The sequence below is a fragment of the Streptomyces xinghaiensis S187 genome (assembly GCF_000220705.2).
GTDB lineage: Bacteria > Actinomycetota > Actinomycetes > Streptomycetales > Streptomycetaceae > Streptomyces > Streptomyces xinghaiensis.
In genome coordinates, this window is the sequence record NZ_CP023202.1 from 1,801,437 (window position 1) to 1,820,460 (window position 19,024).

Annotated in this window: 16 protein-coding genes; 2 read left to right on the top strand and 14 right to left on the bottom strand. The window is 73.7% G+C overall.

Translation table 11 applies throughout. The annotated features are described in order from the left end of the window. From recA to SXIN_RS07620, 5 genes are all read right to left on the bottom strand, one after another. On the bottom strand, positions 1-1,134 hold the full coding sequence (gene recA / locus SXIN_RS07600) for a recombinase RecA (RefSeq protein ID WP_039822008.1): 1,134 nt from the start codon (positions 1,132-1,134) through the stop codon (positions 1-3). A 191-nt stretch (positions 1,135-1,325) separates the two neighbouring features. Continuing rightward, a complete protein-coding gene (locus tag SXIN_RS07605; protein WP_238153703.1) occupies positions 1,326-2,558 on the bottom strand; it encodes an AI-2E family transporter in 1,233 nt (410 codons plus the stop codon). A 62-nt stretch (positions 2,559-2,620) separates the two neighbouring features. After that, positions 2,621-2,815, bottom strand: coding sequence for a DUF3046 domain-containing protein (locus SXIN_RS07610; RefSeq protein WP_019709740.1), 195 nt, complete (start codon positions 2,813-2,815; stop codon positions 2,621-2,623). A gap of 47 nt (positions 2,816-2,862) precedes the next feature. Continuing rightward, complete coding sequence (locus SXIN_RS07615) at positions 2,863-3,171, bottom strand: AzlD domain-containing protein (protein WP_019709741.1); 309 nt, start codon at positions 3,169-3,171, stop codon at positions 2,863-2,865. Next, positions 3,168-3,932: an AzlC family ABC transporter permease gene (locus SXIN_RS07620; protein ID WP_095757963.1), complete on the bottom strand. Its 765-nt coding sequence runs from the start codon at positions 3,930-3,932 to the stop codon at positions 3,168-3,170. The genes SXIN_RS07615 and SXIN_RS07620 overlap by 4 nt, the downstream gene beginning before the upstream one ends. Positions 3,933-4,313: 381 nt before the next feature. Between SXIN_RS07620 and SXIN_RS07625 the strand changes: the two genes are divergently transcribed. Together SXIN_RS07625 and SXIN_RS07630 are read left to right on the top strand one after the other, a co-directional pair. Further along, entirely contained in the window at positions 4,314-9,050 is a 4,737-nt protein-coding gene (locus SXIN_RS07625; protein ID WP_095756773.1) for a DEAD/DEAH box helicase, read from the top strand. Between the two features lie 96 nt (positions 9,051-9,146). Beyond that, positions 9,147-9,941 carry an Fpg/Nei family DNA glycosylase gene (locus SXIN_RS07630; RefSeq protein WP_019706100.1) on the top strand — a complete coding sequence of 265 codons (795 nt, stop codon included), beginning with the start codon at positions 9,147-9,149 and terminating at the stop codon, positions 9,939-9,941. On the opposite strand, the gene SXIN_RS07635 is transcribed toward SXIN_RS07630, so the two are convergent. The 9 genes from SXIN_RS07635 to SXIN_RS07675 all read right to left on the bottom strand — a co-directional run bounded on the left by SXIN_RS07635 (position 9,902) and on the right by SXIN_RS07675 (position 18,951). Further along, positions 9,902-10,228 carry a hypothetical protein gene (locus SXIN_RS07635; protein ID WP_238153705.1) on the bottom strand — a complete coding sequence of 109 codons (327 nt, stop codon included), beginning with the start codon at positions 10,226-10,228 and terminating at the stop codon, positions 9,902-9,904. The two genes, SXIN_RS07630 and SXIN_RS07635, sit on opposite strands and share 40 nt — an antisense overlap. Positions 10,229-10,424: 196 nt before the next feature. After that, positions 10,425-10,913 (bottom strand): Dps family protein, encoded by a 489-nt coding sequence (locus SXIN_RS07640; protein WP_019709744.1) that lies wholly within the window; start codon positions 10,911-10,913, stop codon positions 10,425-10,427. Between the two features lie 200 nt (positions 10,914-11,113). Beyond that, the gene (locus SXIN_RS07645) at positions 11,114-11,494 is read right to left on the bottom strand and encodes a helix-turn-helix domain-containing protein (RefSeq protein ID WP_019709745.1); all 381 of its coding nucleotides are present in this window, start codon (positions 11,492-11,494) and stop codon (positions 11,114-11,116) included. Positions 11,495-11,603: 109 nt separating this feature from the next. Continuing rightward, positions 11,604-12,083, bottom strand: coding sequence for a CinA family protein (locus tag SXIN_RS07650; protein ID WP_039822027.1), 480 nt, complete (start codon positions 12,081-12,083; stop codon positions 11,604-11,606). Positions 12,084-12,115: 32 nt separating this feature from the next. Then, entirely contained in the window at positions 12,116-12,814 is a 699-nt protein-coding gene (gene pgsA / locus SXIN_RS07655) for a CDP-diacylglycerol--glycerol-3-phosphate 3-phosphatidyltransferase (protein WP_019709747.1), read from the bottom strand. Further along, on the bottom strand, positions 12,811-14,334 hold the full coding sequence (gene rimO, locus SXIN_RS07660; RefSeq protein ID WP_050930902.1) for a 30S ribosomal protein S12 methylthiotransferase RimO: 1,524 nt from the start codon (positions 14,332-14,334) through the stop codon (positions 12,811-12,813). The genes pgsA and rimO overlap by 4 nt, the downstream gene beginning before the upstream one ends. A gap of 99 nt (positions 14,335-14,433) precedes the next feature. After that, positions 14,434-15,228: a helix-turn-helix domain-containing protein gene (locus SXIN_RS07665; RefSeq protein WP_039822023.1), complete on the bottom strand. Its 795-nt coding sequence runs from the start codon at positions 15,226-15,228 to the stop codon at positions 14,434-14,436. Between the two features lie 192 nt (positions 15,229-15,420). Then, positions 15,421-18,174 carry a DNA translocase FtsK gene (locus SXIN_RS07670; RefSeq protein WP_095756774.1) on the bottom strand — a complete coding sequence of 918 codons (2,754 nt, stop codon included), beginning with the start codon at positions 18,172-18,174 and terminating at the stop codon, positions 15,421-15,423. A gap of 102 nt (positions 18,175-18,276) precedes the next feature. After that, the gene (locus SXIN_RS07675) at positions 18,277-18,951 is read right to left on the bottom strand and encodes a response regulator (protein WP_019709751.1); all 675 of its coding nucleotides are present in this window, start codon (positions 18,949-18,951) and stop codon (positions 18,277-18,279) included. Between the last annotated feature and the right edge of the window lie 73 nt (positions 18,952-19,024).

Sequence of the window (19,024 nt, forward strand, 5' to 3'; positions counted from 1 at the left end):
CTAGCTCTTGGCGGCAGCGGCCTTGGAGGCCCTGGTCGCCTTGGCAGCCGGGGCGGGCACCGCCTTCACCGGCTCGGCCGGGGCTCCCGCCGCGTCCGCGCCGGGCTCCGCGGACGGGGCCTCCGGGCGCACCCCGACCCCCAGCTTCTCCTTGATCTTCTTCTCGATCTCGTTGCCCAGGTCCGGGTTGTCCTTGAGGAACTTCCGGGCGTTCTCCTTGCCCTGCCCCAGCTGGTCGCCCTCGTAGGTGTACCAGGCACCGGACTTGCGGACGAAGCCGTGCTCGACGCCCATGTCGATCAGCCCGCCCTCGCGGCTGATGCCCTCGCCGTAGAGGATGTCGAACTCGGCCTGCTTGAAGGGCGGCGCGACCTTGTTCTTCACGACCTTGCACCGGGTGCGGTTGCCGACCGCGTCGGTGCCGTCCTTCAGGGTCTCGATCCGGCGGATGTCGATCCGCACCGAGGCGTAGAACTTCAGCGCCCGGCCACCGGTGGTGGTCTCCGGTGAGCCGAACATCACACCGATCTTCTCGCGGAGCTGGTTGATGAAGATCGCGGTGGTCTTGGACTGGTTCAGCGCGCTGGTGATCTTGCGGAGCGCCTGGCTCATCAGCCGGGCCTGGAGGCCGACGTGCGAGTCCCCCATCTCGCCCTCGATCTCCGCGCGCGGCACCAGGGCCGCCACGGAGTCGATGACGATCAGGTCGAGGGCGCCGGAGCGGACCAGCATGTCCACGATCTCCAGCGCCTGCTCGCCGGTGTCCGGCTGGGAGAGGATGAGGTTGTCCGTGTCGACGCCCAGGGCCTTGGCGTACTCCGGGTCGAGCGCGTGCTCCGCGTCGACGAAGGCGACGGTGCCGCCCGCCTTCTGGGCGTTGGCCACCGCGTGCAGCGTGAGGGTCGTCTTGCCGGAGGACTCCGGGCCGTACACCTCGACGACCCGGCCGCGCGGCAGACCACCGACCCCCAGCGCCACGTCGAGAGCGGTCGACCCGGTGGGGATGACCTCGATGGGGTCGTTCGGCCGGTCGCCGAGGCGCATGACGGCGCCTTTGCCGAATTGCCGTTCAATCTGTGCGAGTGCGGCGTCCAGCGCCTTCTCGCGGTCGGATCCTGCTGCCATGGGTTCCACCCGGTTTGCTTGAGTCGATCGCTTCACGTCCATGACGCTAACGCCTGGCACTGACAACGCGCCCCGTCGCCGTCCGGGCTGTGGAAAACCCGGCCGGGCCATCCATCTGAATGGATGTTCGATTTTAGTGTCAAGCCGACCGACCGTCCGCGCGGCGCGCACCCGGGCGGGGCCCGCGCCGCCCCTCCCCCTCAGCCGTCCCGGTCCTCCGCCGGCCGCCCGCCGCGCAGCGACCGGCGTATCCGGGAGAGAGCCGAGGCACCCCGCTCCCGCACCGGCCGCCGGCCGCGCACCCGCGGATGGTCGGTGACGTCGTACCGCTTCACATACGCCGACAGGAACGCCTGCAGAGTGGCGGTCGCCGGGATGGCGATCAGCGCGCCGACGGCTCCCAGCAGCGCGGCGCCGCCGATGACCGAACCGAAGGCGACGGCCGGGTGGATGTCCACGGTCCGGGCCGTGATCCGCGGCTGCAGGATGTAGTTCTCCAGCTGCTGGTAGATCACGACGAAGACGAGCACCCACAGCGCGTACCAGGGGTTGACGGTGAACGCCAGCAGGATCGGCAGCGCACCCGCCAGATAGGTGCCGATCGCCGGGATGAACTGCGAGACCAGCCCCACCCAGATGGCCAGGGCCGGGGCGTACGGCACCCCGAGGATCTCCAGCAGCACGTAGTGCGCGCCGCCGGAGACCAGGGCCATCAGGCCGCGCGAGTAGAGGTAGCCGCCGGTCTTGGCGACCGCGATGTCCCAGGCCCGCAGCACCTCGGCCTGCTTGGCCGGCGGCAGCATGGAGCACACGGCCCGGCGCAGCCGCGGGCCGTCGGCGGCGAAGTAGAAGGAGAACAGCGCCACGGTGAGCGTCATGAACAGGCCGCCGAGCACCTGCGCCGACACGTCCAGCACCCCGCCCGCGCTGTTCTGCACGTACTTCTGCAGCCAGTCGGACTTGAGCAGGCTGTCCTGCACCTCCAGCCGCGAGACGCTGGTGCCGAAGGTCTTGTTGCTCCAGCGGATCACCGAGTCGAGATAGGCCGGGATGTTCTCGACCATGGTGACGATCTGGCCGGCGAGCATCGAGCCGAGCAGGGTGACGAACCCGGCCACGGACACGACGATCCCGAGGAACACCAGGGCGGTCGCCAGGCCCCGGCGCATCCCGCGGTCCGCCATGCGGTCCACGGCCGGTTCGATCGCCAGTCCCAGGAAGAACGCGATCAGGATGTTCACCAGCAGCCCGGTGAGCTGCTGGAACGCCCAGCTCGCCAGCAGGAAGACGGCATAGGCGGCGAACACCAGGGCGACGGCGCGCGGCAGCCAGGCGGGCATCCGCTCGCCACCGCGTACGGGGGGCCTGTCGGCGGGGACAGGGCGCGGTCCGGGTACCGGGGCGCCACCGGGTTGTTCGTCGTTCGCTGCCACGGAGCCAGTCTGACCCATCCGGGGGACGCCCGTGCCGCCCGGAGCCGATCCGGGGCCGGGGGTCAGCGCCGCTCGGCGGGGACGTCCATGGCGGCGCAGACGGCCCGCCACACGTCCTTGGCGTTCCAGCCCGCCTCCAGCGCCTCGTACACCGTCCTCCCGCCGAGCTCGGACATCACATGATCGCGCGCGAAGGAGTCGGCGTACGCCTCACCGAAGTGATCCGCCATCCGCTGCCAGAAGACCGTCAACCGCATGGGTCCAGTATCCCTCCCGCCTCCGCGCCGCGGCCCCGGCCGGACCGTCAGCCGGTCAGCGTACGCACCGCCGCGGTCACCAGGACGGCTGCCCCCACGACCACCAGGAACGGAGCCCGCAGCAGCAGCGCCAGCGCCGCGGCGGCGACTCCCGCCGCCCTGGCGTCGAGGACCAGGGCGGCGCCCTCGCCGAAGGTCTGCTGCGCGGTGAGCGCGGCCAGCAGCGCGATGGGCAGCAGGGCGGCCAGCCGCTTGACGGCCGGCCGTTCCAGCGCGCCGGCGGGCACCGACAGCCCGAGCAGTTTGACGAGATAGCAGCCGGCCGTGGTCAGGCCGATGGCGATCCAGACGTTCACCGGCCGTGCCCCTTCCCCCCGCGGGCCGGGACCCGGCCGCGCAGCGCCAGGACGACCGGCGCGGCCAGCGCCGCGACGAGCACCGGCACCCCGGCGGGCAGCAGGGGCATACCGACGAGGACCAGCACCACCGCCAGGCCGGCCACCGCGCGTTCGGTCGCCGTCCTCAGCATCGGCGCGAGCAGGGCCAGGAAGACCGCCGGGCCCGCGGCGTCCAGGCCCCACGCCCGGGGATCGCCCAGTGCCGCGGCGCCGAGCGCGCCGAGCAGGGTGGTCAGGTTCCACAGCACGTAGAGGGTGGCCCCGGTGACGGCGAAGCCGATCCGCACCGCGCGCCGCCCGGACTGGGCGAGGGCGACCGCGGCGGTCTCGTCGATGACCCACTGGGCGGCGAACGGCCGCAGGGCGCGGGGGACGTGCAGCAGCTCCGACAGCCGCAGCCCGTAGAAGGCGTTGCGCACCCCGAGGAAGAACGCCCCGGCCGCGGCCGTGTACGGATTGCCGCCCGACGCGAGCGCGCCGACGAGGGCGAACTGCGACGCACCGGTGAAGACGAGCAGGCTGAGGGCGCAGGTCTGGAGCAGGGTGAGCCCCGCTCCCGCGGAGGTCACCCCGAAGGCGAAGCCGGACAGCCCCACGGCGACGCCCACGCCGAGCGCGTCCCGCACGACTGCCCTGTCGGAGCGCGGCACGGAGGCCGTCCGGTCCCCGTCGGCCCGTTGCGTACCGTGCCCGTCCGCGGTTCCCGCGGTCTCCGTCATGTCCACCGTTGGTCTCGTTTCTTCCACGCCCCGCACGTTACGGAGCGGCGTCCGGTCCCGTCCTGGACGTTCTTGCGGTACCCGGGGGCGCGGGCGCGCCCGTTCCCGGCGGTACGCGCCCGGGGGCACCCCGGCGATCCGGGTGACGTGCCGGCCCGGATGCGGCTGGTCCGCGGAGCCGACGGCGGCGGCCGCCCCGGCCGGTGCGGCCCCCGGTCGGACCGGCACCGCGCAGCCGTGGATGCCGCCGGTGCCGGGCGTGCCCGTTCTCCCGCATACCGGCCATTGTGCCTGTCGCCGGCCGGGTGTCCGTTCCCCGGGCGGGAGCCTCCCACCAGCGCGGACGCCGCGTTTGTCGGTACCGGGGTGCACGATGGGGACATGCCGCACGACCCGGCCGCCCCGGCCCTCGACGCCTTCTCCCCCGCCACCCGCGCCTGGTTCTCGGGGGCCTTCACCGCGCCCACCGCCGCGCAGGCGGGCGCCTGGCGGGCGATCGGCGCGGGCTCGGACGTCCTGGTGGTCGCCCCGACCGGCTCGGGCAAGACGCTCGCCGCCTTTCTGGCCGCCCTGGACCGGCTGGCGAGCACGCCCCCGCCCGCCGAGGTGAAGAAGCGCTGCCGGGTGCTGTACATCTCACCCCTGAAGGCCCTCGCGGTGGACGTGGAGCGCAATCTCCGCAGCCCGCTCACCGGCATCCGGCACGAGGCCGTCCGGCTGGGGCTGCCGGAACCGGAGGTGCGGGTCGGCATCCGTTCCGGGGACACCCCGGCCGCCGAGCGCCGCTCGCTGGCCAACCGCCCGCCGGACATCCTCATCACCACCCCCGAGTCGCTCTTCCTCATGCTGACCTCCGCCGCGCGGGAGGCCCTGTCCGGCGTGGAGACGGTGATCCTCGACGAGGTGCACGCCGTCGCCGGCACCAAGCGCGGCGCCCATCTCGCGCTCTCCCTGGAGCGGCTGGACGAGCTGCTGCCCCGCCCCGCGCGCCGGATCGGCCTGTCCGCCACCGTCCGCCCGGTGGAGGAGGTGGCGCGCTATCTCTCACCACAGCGCCGGGTGGAGATCGTCCAGCCGGCCGCCGACAAGGAGTTCGACCTCTCGGTGGTCGTTCCCGTGGAGGATCTCGGCGAGCTGGGCGGTGCCCCGGCCCGGGACGCCGCGGAGGGCGGGGCGGCGGAGCGGCCGTCGATCTGGCCGCATGTCGAGGAGCGGATCGCCGATCTGGTCCAGGCCCACCGGTCCACGATCGTGTTCGTCAACTCCCGGCGGCTCGCGGAGCGGCTCTGCAACCGGCTCAACGAGATCGCCTACGAACGGGCCACGGGTGAGCCGGTGCCCGAGGACCACTCCCCCGCCGAGCTGATGGGCGGCTCCGGCGCCGCCCGGGGCGCGCCTGCGGTGCTGGCCCGCGCGCACCACGGCTCCGTCTCCAAGGAGCAGCGGGCGCAGGTGGAGGAGGATCTCAAGGCGGGCCGGCTGCCCGCCGTCGTCGCCACCTCCAGTCTCGAACTGGGCATCGACATGGGCGCGGTGGACCTGGTCGTCCAGGTCGAGTCCCCGCCCTCGGTCGCCTCCGGACTCCAGCGCGTCGGCCGGGCCGGGCACCAGGTGGGCGCGGTCTCCACCGGTGTGGTCTTCCCCAAGTACCGCGGCGACCTGGTCCAGTCGGCCGTGGTGACGGAACGGATGCGCTCGGGCGCCATCGAGGCGCTGCGCGTCCCGGCGAACCCGCTGGACGTGCTGGCCCAGCAGATCGTGGCCATGACGTCCATGGACGCCTGGGATGTCGAGGAACTGCTGGCCGTGGTCCGGCGCGCCGCGCCCTTCGCCGCGCTCCCCGAGTCGGCCTACACCTCCGTCCTGGACATGCTCGCGGGCCGCTATCCGTCCGACGCCTTCGCCGAGCTGCGGCCCCGGCTGGTGTGGGACCGCGTCGCCGGGACGGTCAGCGGCCGGCCGGGCGCGCAGCGGCTCGCCGTGACCTCCGGCGGCACCATCCCGGACCGCGGCCTCTTCGGGGTCTTCCTCGCCGGCGGCGACCCGAAGACCGGGCGACGGGTGGGCGAACTCGACGAGGAGATGGTGTACGAGTCGCGGGTGGGCGACGTCTTCACCCTCGGCACCACCACCTGGCGCATCGAGGACATCACCCGCGACCGGGTCCTCGTCTCCCCCGCGCCGGGGGTGCCCGGGCGGCTGCCGTTCTGGAAGGGCGACCAGCTCGGCCGTCCGCTCGAACTCGGCCGGGCGCTCGGCGCGTTCCTCCGCGAGATCGGCGCCCTGGCCCCCGGGGAGGCCCGGTCGCGGCTCGCCTCCGCCGGACTGGACACGCTGGCGGCCGAGAACCTGCTGGCCTATCTGGAGGAACAGCGGAAGGCCTGCGGCCACGTCCCCGACGACCGCACGATCGTCGTGGAGCGCTTCCGCGACGAGCTGGGCGACTGGCGCGTCGTCGTGCACTCCCCCTTCGGCGCCCAGGTGCACGCTCCGTGGGCGCTGGCGCTCGGCGCCCGGCTGACGGAGCGCTTCGGCATGGACGCCCAGGTGATGCACGCCGACGACGGCATCGTGCTCCGGCTGCCCGACGCCGAGATGATGGGGCTCGGCCTGCTCGACATGGAGCCCGGCCCCGGGAGCGACGGCCCGGACGGCGCACCGCCCTTCCCGGGGTGGTCCGATCCGGAGCAGCCGCCGGCCGGGGCGGCCGACGTCGTCTTCGACCGGGAGGACGTCAACCGGATCGTCACCGACCAGGTCGGCGGCTCGGCGCTGTTCGCCGCCCGCTTCCGCGAGTGCGCCGCCCGCGCCCTGCTGCTGCCGCGCCGCGACCCGGGCAAGCGCACCCCGCTCTGGCAGCAGCGCCAGCGAGCCTCCCAACTGCTGCAGGTGGCATCCGAGTTCGGTTCCTTCCCGATCGTGCTGGAGGCCGTCCGCGAGTGCCTGCAGGACGTCTTCGACGTTCCGGGCCTCACCGAACTCATGGGCGACATCGAGGCCCGCCGGGTCCGGCTCGTCGAGGTCACCACCCCCGAGCCCTCCCCCTTCGCCCGTTCCCTCCTCTTCGGCTATGTCGCGCAGTACCTCTACGAGGGCGACTCCCCGCTCGCCGAGCGCCGGGCCGCCGCGCTCTCCCTCGACTCCCGGCTGCTGGCCGAACTGCTGGGCCGGGCCGAGCTGCGCGAACTCCTCGACGCCGAGGTGCTGGAGAGCCTGGAGCGCGAGCTGCAGTGGCTGACGGAGGACCGCCGCGCCAAGGACCCGGAGAGCGTCGCCGATCTGCTCCGCCTCCTCGGCCCGGTCACCGGCGCCGAACTGGCCGAGCGCGGCGCCGAGCCCGGCTGGGCGGAGGAACTGGCCGACGCCCGGCGCGCCATCCGGGTACGGATCGCCGGGACGGAGCACTGGGCGGCGGTGGAGGACGCGGGACGGCTCCGCGACGCCCTGGGCACGGCCCTGCCCGTCGGCGTGCCGGAGGCCTTCACGGAACCGGTGAAGGACCCGCTCGGCGACCTCCTCGCCCGCTACGCCCGCACCCACGGTCCGTTCACCTCCGCCGCGGCCGCGGAGCGCTTCGGTCTCGGCCCCGCCGTCACCGAGGGCGCCCTGCGGCGGCTTGCCGCCGACGGCCGCCTCGTCCAGGGCGAGTTCCACCCGGCCGGCGCCGGACAGGAGTGGTGCGACAGCGGGGTGCTGCGGCGGCTGCGCCGCCGTTCCCTGGCCGCGCTGCGCCGGGAGCTGGAGCCGGTGCCGCCGGCCGCGCTCGGCTCCTTCCTGCCCCAGTGGCAGCAGGTGGGCACCCGCGGGCTGCGCGGTATCGACGGACTGGTGCGCACCGTGGAGCAGTTGCAGGGCGCGCCCGTCCCCGCCTCCGCGCTGGAGAAGCTCGTCCTGCCCTCCCGGGTCGCCGGCTACGCCCCGGGGATGCTCGACGAACTGACGGCCGCCGGGGAGATCGTCTGGGCGGGCGCCGGGGCCCTGCCCGGCAAGGACGGCTGGCTGTCGCTGTACCTCGCCGACGTGGCGCCGCTCCTCCTCCCCGCCCCGCTGCCGTTCGACGGGGGCCCGCTCCACGAGGCCGTCCTCCAGGCCCTGTCCGGGGGGTACGGACTCTTCTTCCGCCAGCTCGCCGACCGGGTCCGGTCGGCCGGCCACCCCGACGCGACGGACGCCCAACTGGCCGACGCCGTCTGGGACCTCGCCTGGTCCGGCCGGCTCACCAACGACACCCTCGCGCCGCTGCGCTCGCTGCTCGGTTCCGGCCGCACCGCGGGCGCCACCGCCCACCGCGCCCGGCGCCCGGTCCCCCGCGGCCGGTACGGCGCCTTCCCCGGCCGCACCGGCCGGCCGGCCTCGCCGGGCGGCCCGCCGACCGTCGCCGGCCGGTGGTCACTGCTGCCGGAGCCGGAGCACGACCCCACCCACCGGGCCCACGCCCTCGCGCAGACACTGCTGGACCGGCACGGCGTGGTCACCCGTGGCGCGGTCGCCGCCGAGGGTGTCGAGGGCGGCTTCTCCGCGGCCTACCGCGTGCTGGCCGCCTTCGAGGACACCGGCAAGGCGCGGCGCGGCTATGTGGTCGAAGGGCTGGGGGCCGCGCAGTTCGCCATGGACGGCGCCGTGGACCGGCTCCGTGCCATCGCCACGGCACGGGAGCGGAGCGCCGCGGAGCGCCCGGCCTTCCCGGGCGCCCCCGCGGACCGCGGGGACACCCCGGGCAGCCGGGGCAGGGCCGTGCTGCTGGCGGCCGCCGACCCCGCCAACGCCTACGGTGCCGCCCTGCCCTGGCCCGAACCCCCCGACGGCGCCGGCCACCGTCCGGGCCGGAAGGCCGGAGCCCTGGTGGTGCTGGTCGACGGGCGGCTGGTGCTCTATGTGGAGCGCGGCGGCAAGACACTGCTCGCCTGGTCCGGCGAGGTGGCCGGCGGTGAGGAGAGTGACGCCCGGCTCCATCTGGCGGCGGAGGCCCTGGCGGAAGCGGCCCGAGGGGGTGCGCTGGGCACCGTCACCGTGGAGCGGGCCAACGGCGTCCCGGCTCTCGGCTCCCCCGTCGGCCGGGCCCTGGAGACGGCGGGCTTCCACGCCTCCCCGCGCGGTCTGCGGCTCCGCCCCCGCTGAGAGCGCCGCCCCCGCGGAAAGCGCGGGCCCGGCTCCCCGGCCGGGGTCTCCCGGACGGGTGCGCCGCGCCCCGCCGCCCCGGGGCATCATGGCGGTATGCCCGAAGGAGACACCGTCTGGCGGACGGCCCGGCGCCTGCACGAAGCCCTGGCCGGCGACAGGCTCGTCCGCTGCGACCTCCGGGTGCCGAAGCTCGCCACCGCCGATCTCTCCGGCCGCCGTGTGCTGGAGGTCGTGCCGCGCGGGAAGCATCTGCTGAGCCGGTTCGAGGGCGGCCTGACGCTCCACTCCCATCTGCGGATGGACGGAGCCTGGCGGGTCTTCGCCGCCGGGGAGCGGCCGCGCGGCGGTCCGGAGCACGAGATCCGCGCGATCCTCGGCACGGCGGCCCGGACGGCCGTCGGCTACCGGCTGCCGGTCCTGGACCTGCTCCGCACCGGCGACGAGGACACCGTGGTCGGCCATCTCGGCCCGGACCCGCTCGGCCCCGGCTGGGATCCGGAGGAGGCCCGCCGGCGGCTGCTCGCCGACCCGGCCCGGCCGCTCGGCGAGGCCCTGCTCGACCAGCGCAATCTCGCCGGTCTCGGCAATGTCTACAAGTCGGAGCTGTGCTTCATGCTCCGCCTCTCCCCCTGGCTGCCGGTCGGGGAGGTCCCGTCGCCCGCCCGCCTGATCGCGCTCGCGGCGAAGCTCCTGGACCTCAACAAGGCCCGTGCCTCCCGTGTCACCACGGCGGATCCGCGCCGGGACCGGCAGCTGTGGGTGTACGGACGAGAGGGCAAGCCCTGCCTGCGCTGCGGCACCCCGGTCCGTACCGCCGGACAGGGCGAGTCCGGACGGGAACGCGACACCTACTGGTGTCCGCGCTGCCAGCCCGGTCCGTATCCGTGAACCGTCCCGCGTCCGCGGTGCCTGCTCACCCCCGCGTCTCCCCCGAGCGGCGTTCCCGCCTCCCCGCCCCGGCCCCCGCCCGCGCGCCGGGAGCGGCGGCCCTCCGCCGCTCCCGGCGCGGCGCAGTGGACCGGCAGCAGCCCCAGGCCCCAGCCGCCCGCCGCGACCGCCGCCTCAACGGCTCCGGCGCGGGCCGGTGAGAGCGCCAGGCGCAGCACCGCCCACCACCACACTCCGGCCACCGCCAGGGCCAGCGTCCAGCGCACGGCGGCGGGGAGGGCGCGCACCGCGCCGGGTATCGCGCCGGTTATCGTGCCCGGCCGGACGCCGGGCAAGGAGCCCGGCCGGGCACGCGCGGCGCCGGGTATCGCACCCGGCGCGCCTATCCGGGGCTCTCGCAGCACGGTGACCGCCTCCTCCGGCCGGCGGGTACGGACGGCACCGCTCCGCCGTCCGACGGCGGAGCGGGCAACCGGAAGCCGGTCAGGCTCCCAGGCCCTCCGCGTCCTCGGCCTGGAACATCCAGCGGTGCTTCTCCAGTTCGCCCGTCACCGCGATGATCATGTCCTGGGTGACGGGGTCCGGCTTGTCCGTGGCCTCGACCCGCTCCCGCATCCGCGTGATGACGGAGCCGAGCGCCTCCACGAGCGTCTGGACCGCGTCGGTGTCCCTGATCCAGGTCTCCTTGACAGTGTCGAGACCGCTGGTCTTGGCCACGGTCTCGGCCCGGCCGTCCGGGGAGATGCCCAGGGCGGCGGCCCGCTCGGCCATGATGTCCGCGTGCTCCCGAGCGGTGTCCACGACCTCGTCGAGCTGGAGGTGTACGGAGCGGAACCGGGGGCCCACCACGTTCCAGTGCACCTGCTTGGCCACCAGCGAGAGATCGACCAGATCCACCAGGGCGCCCTGGAGAGCATCCGCGACCACGCGGCGGTCGCCCTCGTCGGCCAGCGGGCTCTTGACGACAGACATGTGATTCCTCCTGCTTCGTCCGATCAACCCTTCTCCACCATCGCATACCCCCCGGGCCGGAGGCATGTGCGGGAAACCCGCCGCTGTCAAGTGACGCGAGTCACATCCGGGGTGCGTGGAGTCACGGGCACCGCCGGGAACGCCGCAAGCCCCGGACGGCGGACCGTACGGGGCTTGCGGAAAGGGGGCCGGCTGGGTCGTCAGGCAGCGACGACGTCGACGGCCTCCGTCGGCGCCTTGATCGTTACGCGCTCCTCCGGGACGCCCGTCACGGACGTCACCGAAACCGAATTGAGCATCGGCCGCATCGGCGCCGGCACGGTCTCGTCCGCCGCCGACTGCGCCAGCTCGGCGAGCGACAGTTCGTCGCTCACCTCACGCATGACCTGCGACATTCGCACGTCCAGCGCATCGCAGATGGCGGAGAGCAGTTCGGAGGAAGCCTCCTTCTGCCCCCGCTCGACCTCTGAGAGATAGCCGAGGGAGACCCGCGCCGACGAGGAGACCTCGCGCAGGGTTCGGCCCTGGCGCTGGCGCTGCCGACGCAGCACGTCACCCAGCAGGCGACGGAGCAGAATCATCGGTGGCTCCCTCCTCGGACCTCGGATCCGGATCCTTCTCGCCCCACCGTACCGCCTCGGACGGCAGCCGTGCGGGGAGCGATGACGTGTTCACTCAGGGCTGCAAACATCAATTCCCCCCGCGGTGTTCCCTATTCTGTGCCCGCGCATTTCCGGCCAGTTCTTCCCGCAACATCCCGAGGACCCCCCGGACGCTCTCCCGGCGGATTCCCGCACGGTCCCCGGCCGCCCGCAGCAGCCGGGCCCGGACGCTCCCGCCGGGGCCGGCCACCGCCACGTACACCGTGCCGACCGGCTGCCCGTCCTGCGGATCGGGCCCGGCGACACCGGTGGTCGCGATCCCCCAGTCGGCGCCCAGCAGCCGCCGTACGCCCCCGGCCATCTGCCGGGCGACCTCCGCGTCCACCGCGCCGCGCTCGGCCAGCAGAGCCCCGTCCACGCCCAGCAGGGTGTGCTTGAGCTCCGTCGCATAAGCGGTCACCGCCCCCCTGAGGACCCGTGAGGCCCCCGGTACTCCGGTCAGCTCGGCCGCCACGAGGCCGCCCGTGAGCGACTCCGCCACGGCCAGCGTCTCCCCGCGCGCTGCCATCGATTCCAGTACGTCGGCGGCGGCGGTGTCGTTCACCGGCCCGCGCCCCCGGCCGCCGTCCGCGCGGCGGCGTCCTCGCGCTCCCGCGCCAGCCCGGCGCGGCGCAGGACGACGGCCTGCCGCACGTAGTCGAGCCCGGTCACGACGGTGAGCAGCACGGCCACCGCCATCATCCAGAAGCGGAGCGTGGCCAGCGGCCCGGTGAGCACGAGGACGTACATCCCCACCGCGGTGCCCTGCGCCAGGGTCTTCAGCTTGCCGCCCCGGCTGGCCGGGATGACGCCGTGCCGGATCACCCAGAACCGCAGGACCGTGATGCCGAGCTCACGGAAGAGGATCAGACCGGTCACCCACCAGGGGAGGTCCGAGAGGGCGGAGAGGCAGATCAGCGCCGCACCCATGATCGCCTTGTCGGCTATCGGGTCGGCGATCTTGCCGAAATCGGTGACGAGGTTGTACCGCCGGGCCAGCTGGCCGTCGAAGAGGTCGGTGATCATGGCGACGGCGAACGCCGCCCAGGCGAAGGAGCGCCAGACCGGGTCGTAGCCGCCGTTGTGCAGCAGGAGGAGGACGAAGCCGGGGACGAGGAGCAGCCGCACCATGGTCAGGACGTTGGCGATGTTCCAGAGCCCGGCCTGGCGCACGGCCACCGCCGTCGCGCCCGCCGCCACTCCGGTCCGGGCCTGGGCCCGCCCCTGACCGCCCGCCGCGGAGGCGGGTACTCCGGTCATGTGCCCGCCTCCTCGGTACAGCGTGCCCCGCCGGACGGCGTCTCCCCGCCGAGAGCGGGGGACGGTTCGGCGACGAGGTCCACGCCCTCGGTCGCCACCACCTTCGCTTCGACCATACGTCCGGGCGCGAGCCCGCGGGAGTCCGTGAGGAGGATCTGGCCGTCGGTCTCCGGCGCCTGGTGCGCGGCGCGGCCGACCGCCCCCTCCTCGCCGTCCACGGACTCGACGAGGACGTGCACCGTCTCGCCGAGCCGCTCCTCGGCGCGCTGCGCCGTCAGCTCCTCCGCGAGCCGGGAGATGTGGGCCAGGCGTTCGCCGATGGTGTCCTCGTCCAGCTTGCCCGGGTAGGTCACCGCCTCGGTCCCCTCCTCGTCGGAGTACCCGAAGACGCCGATGGCGTCCAGCCGGGCCTCGGTGAGGAAGCGCTCCAGCTCGGCGAGGTCCGCCTCGGTCTCGCCGGGGAAGCCGACGATGAAGTTGGACCGCGCGCCGGCCTGCGGGGCCCGGGAGCGGATCGCGCCGAGCAGTTCCAGGAAGCGGTCGGTGTCCCCGAAGCGGCGCATCGCGCGCAGCACGCCGGGCGCCGAGTGCTGGAAGGACAGGTCGAAGTAGGGGGCCACCTTCGGGGTGGAGGTGAGGACGTCGATCAGGCCGGGACGCATCTCGGCGGGCTGCAGATAGCTGACCCGGATCCGCTCGATGCCGTCGACCTCCGCGAGCTCCGGCAGCAGTGTCTCCAGCAGCCGGATGTCGCCCAGGTCCTTGCCGTAGGAGGTGTTGTTCTCGGAGACCAGCATGACCTCCTTGACCCCCTGTCCGGCGAGCCAGCGGGTCTCCCCCAGCACATCCGCGGGACGGCGGGAGATGAAGGAGCCGCGGAAGGCGGGGATGGCGCAGAACGAGCAGCGCCGGTCGCAGCCGGAGGCCAGCTTGACGGAGGCGACGGGGCTGTCGTCCAGGCGTCGGCGGAGCGGTGCGCGCGGCCCGGAGGCGGGCGCGACCCCCGGGGGCAGGTCCTCCGCCGCGGGGGCCGGGGCCGCTCCGTGGCCGGGCAGCGCCACCTCGGCGCTCTGCCGCTCGGCGGGGCTGATGGGCAGCAGCTTCCGGCGGTCCCGTGGGGTGTGCGAGGCGTGGACGCCGCCGGCGAGGATGGTCTGCAGACGGTCGGAGATGTCGGCGTAGTCGTCGAAGCCGAGGACGCCGTCGGCCTCGGGCAGCGCCGCGGCGAGCTCCTTGCCGTACCGCTCGGCCATGCAGCCCACGGCGACGACGGCCTGCGTGCGGGCACCGCCCCCGGAGGCCTCCGCCTTGAGGTCGTTGGCCTCCAGCAGGGCGTCCACGGAGTCCTTCTTGGCGGCCTCAACGAAGCCGCAGGTGTTGACGACGGCGACATCCGCGTCGGCGGCCTCCGCGACGAGCTCCCAGCCGTCCGCCGCCAGACGGCCTGCGAGCTCCTCCGAGTCCACCTCGTTGCGAGCGCAGCCTAGGGTGACAAGTGCGACGGTACGGCGTTCGGGCATGTGCTCAGCCTACTTTGTCCCGCGGACAGCCCTGCCGCAGGTCTCCGCCCCCGGCGGCCGCTCCCCGCGGACCGCCGGCCGCCGCGCCGCTGCCGGGGTTCAGCCGGCCTGCGGGTCGCCCTTGGTGTACGTGAGGCGCTGGACCTCACCGGGCGCGAACTCGTCCTTGACCTCCTTGCCGTTGACGTAGAGCTGCACGGCACCGGCGTTGCCGAGGATCAGGTCGATCCGCTCCTTGTCGGTGAAGGTCTTGGAGGCGCCTTCCTTGATCACACCCTGGTGCAGCACCTTGCCGTTGTGGTTCTTCGCCAGGATCCAGCTGGAGCCCTCCGCGGCGGTCAGCTTGACGGTCACTTTGTCCGCGGGCGCGGCGGCGATGGCGCTGTCGGTGGGTTCCGGTTTCGGGTCGGCGGGCTTGCCGCCCCCGGGCTTCGCGGGCGAGGACTCGGGGGTGTTGCCGGCGACGGGCGTACCGCCGCTCTCGTCGTCACCGCTGAAGAGGGTGAATCCCACGAAGCCGACGACGGCGACGATGGCGGCGACCATGGCGGCCGTCCAGTTGGGCCGGGCGGGCTCGGGGCGGATGCGTTCCGCTTCGAAGAGCGGAGCGGCCGGGGTCGGCTGCGGCCGCCCGCCGTGCTCGGCGTCGTACTGCTCGACGAGGACGGCGGCGTCCACCCCGACGGCGCGGGCCAGCGCGCGGATGTGGCCGCGCGCGTAGACGTCGCCGCCGCAGCGGGAGAAGTCGTCCTGCTCGATCGCATGGATGATCGGGTTGCGCACGCGCGTGACCGTACTGACCTGGTCGACGGTCAGTCCGGCGTCGATGCGGGCCTGCTGGAGCGCGCGCCCGACGGAAGGCCGGTCGTCTGCGGGGGAGTTACCCAAGGACACGGGGGAGGCCTTTCGAGCGTGTAGCCACCTGCTGGAAGTTCAGTCTACGGGGGGTACGAGAGGGCCGGGCAACCGGGAGGGCCGGGTTTGTACGCCATCGGACGGGCGGGCCCCTCCGATGATCCACACATACCCCTGTCGTCTCATCCCATGTGACGCCGCACCAGCCGAAACGGTTGCCCCGCGCCACCCTTACGAAGGATTCTCCCCACGAATCGTGGCCAGCACTCCGTCCAATTCATCCGCCTTCACCAGGACATCCCGTGCTTTGGAACCCTCGCTGGGCCCCACCACACCGCGGGACTCCATGAGGTCCATCAGCCGGCCCGCCTTCGCGAAGCCCACCCGCAGCTTGCGCTGGAGCATCGAGGTGGAGCCGAACTGGGTGGAGACCACCAGCTCCGCCGCCTGGCACAGCAGGTCGAGATCGTCGCCGATCTCCTCGTCGATCTCCTTCTTCTTCGAGGAGCCGACCGTGACGTCGTCCCGGAAGACCGGCGCCATCTGCTGCTTGCAGTGCGCGACGACGGCCCGGATCTCCTCCTCGGTGACGAAGGCGCCCTGCATCCGGGTCGGCTTGCCCGCACCCATCGGCAGGAACAGCCCGTCGCCCTTGCCGATCAGCTTGTCCGCTCCCGGCTGGTCCAGGATGACCCGGCTGTCGGCCAGGGAGGACGTGGCGAAGGCCAGCCGTGACGGGACGTTGGCCTTGATCAGACCGGTGACGACGTCCACGCTGGGCCGCTGGGTGGCCAGTACCAGGTGGATTCCGGCGGCCCGCGCGAGCTGGGTGATCCGCACGATCGCGTCCTCGACGTCGCGCGGCGCGACCATCATCAGGTCCGCCAGCTCGTCCACGATCACCAGCAGGTACGGATACGGCTGGAGCTCGCGCTCGCTGTCCTCGGGAGCCTTCGCCTTGCCGCTGCGCACCGCGGCGTTGAAGTCGTCGATGTGGCGGTAGCCGTACGCCGCCAGATCGTCGTAGCGCAGGTCCATCTCCCGGACGACCCACTGGAGGGCCTCGGCGGCCCGCTTGGGGTTGGTGATGATCGGCGTGATCAGGTGCGGGATGCCCTCGTACGCGGTCAGCTCCACGCGCTTGGGGTCGACCAGCACCATCCGCACGTCCTCCGGCGTGGCCCGGACCATGATCGACGTGATCAGGCAGTTGATGCAGGAGGACTTGCCGGAGCCGGTGGCGCCGGCCACCAGGATGTGCGGCATCTTCGTCAGGTTGGCCATCACATAGCCGCCCTCGACGTCCTTGCCCAGCGCCACCAGCATGGGGTGCTCGTCGCCCGCGGCGTCGGCGAGCCGCAGGACGTCGCCGATGTTGACCATCTCGCGGTCCGTGTTGGGGATCTCGATGCCGACCGCGGACTTGCCGGGGATGGGGCTGATGATCCGGACGTCGGGGCTCGCCACGGCGTAGGCGATGTTCTTGGCGAGCGCGGTGATCCGCTCGACCTTGACCGCCGGGCCGAGTTCGACCTCGTAACGGGTGACCGTCGGCCCGCGGGTGAAGCCGGTGACGGCGGCGTCCACCTTGAACTCCGTGAACACGGTCGTCAGGGAGGCCACCACGGCGTCGTTCGCGGCGCTCCGCGTCTTGCCCGGCCCGCCGCGCTCCAGCAGGTCGAGGGAGGGCAGCGCGTAGGTGATGTCACCGGAGAGCTGGAGCTGCTCGGCGCGCGCGGGCAGCGGTTCGGCGGCCTCGGGGGCCCTGCGCGTCAGGTCCGGTACGGCATCGGGCCCGTCCTGCCCGGCGGCCGCCCCCTTCCGTGCCCGCCCGGCCGCGGGGGCGGCGGACACCGCGGCGGTCTCCTCCGCCTCCCGGGCTCCCGGCACCTCGGCCGTGCGGTCGGCCGAGACGCCGTGACTGAGCCCGGCGACCACCGGCGAGGGCTGCACTCCGTGCAGCACGGCACCGTCCACCGAGGCCGCCCCGGCGGCCGCCGCGTCGACGGCCTGCGACGACCGTCCGGCGGGCTCCGCTCCGCGGGAACGGCGGGACCTCCGGCGCCGCGAGAGCGCCTCCTCCTCGGCACTGTCCGGATCGGCGGCCGCCGCGCCCGCCCGGGAGGAGCCGCGGCGCGGCTTGCGGTCGAGCGTCCTGCGCCACTCCTGCTCGTACGCCACGTCGTCGGGCGCCGTGGCCACGCCTCCGGCCGCGGCGGCCTCCAGGATGCCCAGCCGCACGCCGAGCAGCCGCAGCCGCTGCGGGATGGCGTTGACGGGGGTGGCCGTGACGACCAGCAGCCCGAAGACCGTGACCAGCACCAGCAGCGGTACGGCGAGCACCTCGCCGACCGTGAAGACCAGCGGCTTGGAGGCGGCCCAGCCGATCAGCCCGCCGGCGTCCTGGATGGCCTCGGCCCCCTCGCCGCGCCCGGGAGAGCCGCACGCCATGTGGACCTGCCCCAGCACACCGACGACGAGGGCGGAGAGACCGATCACGATGCGGCCGTTGGCCTCCGGCTTCTCCGGGTGGCGGATGAGCCGTACGGCGACGGTGCCCAGCAGCAGCGGCGCCAGCAGGTCCAGCCGCCCGAACGCTCCGGTGACGAGCAGCTCGACCAGGTCGCCGACCGGGCCTTCGAGACTGGACCAGGTGCCGGCCGCCACGACGAGGGCGAGGCCCAGCAGCAGCAGCGCCAGCCCGTCCTTGCGGTGTGCCGGGTCGAGGTTCCTGGCGCCGCGCCCGAGGGAGCGGAACAGCGCACCGACCGTGTGGGCGAGTCCGAGCCACAGCGCCCGCACCAGGCGGTAGACGCCTCCGGTCGGGGACGGCGCGGGCTTGGCCGCCGCCTTTTTGGCGGGGGCCCGCTTCGCCGGTGCCTTCTTCGCGGGGGCCTTCCTGGCGGCGCCCGCGGCACGGCCACCGCGTGCCTGAGAGGTACCCCCTGTGCCCTGGGAACCCTTGCCGGACGTACGTGAGGCCATGGGGCGAGGTTACCGGTGCCGGGCGGACGGTACACGTGTGGCCACCGGTTGACCCGTTCGTGTCGCGCTCCCGGCCCGGCGGTGACGGGGCGTCAAGCCGGCTCAGCCCTGCGGTGGAACCGTTCCGGTACCGCCGGTGCCCGGCTCCAGGGCGTCCAGCGCCCGCCGCAGACCGGTGAGTTTGCGTTCCAGATGGGCCGCCGTGGCCACGGCGGCCGCGTCCGCCGAGTCGTCGAGCTGCTTCGACAGGGCCTCCGCCTGCTCCTCCACCGCGGCCAGCCGCGCCGAGAGTTCGGCGAGCAGCCCGGCCGGTTCCCCGGACACGCCGGGCTCGGGACGGCTCCCCTCCAGCTGTGCCCTCAACAAGGCTGCCTGCTCGCGGAGTTGGCAGTTCTTCATGTAGAGCTCGACGAACACCGACACCTTCGCCCGCAGGACCCACGGGTCGAAGGGCTTGGAGATGTAGTCCACCGCGCCCGCCGCGTAGCCGCGGAAGGTGTGGTGGGGGCCGTGGTTGATGGCCGTCAGAAAAATGATGGGGATGTCGCGGGTCCGCTCCCGCCGCTTGATGTGCGCCGCGGTCTCGAAACCGTCCATGCCCGGCATCTGGACGTCCAGCAGGATGACCGCGAAGTCGTCCGTCAGCAGCGCCTTGAGCGCTTCCTCCCCTGACGATGCCCGTACCAGTGTCTGATCGAGCGCGGAGAGAATGGCCTCCAGCGCCAGCAGATTCTCCGGCCGGTCATCGACCAGGAGGATCTTGGCCTTCTGCACCATGGCCCGTCCTCCTCGCCCCGGCGCGGGGCCTCCCCTGCTCGATGAGCGCGGGGAAGCACCGGAGGCCGCCCCA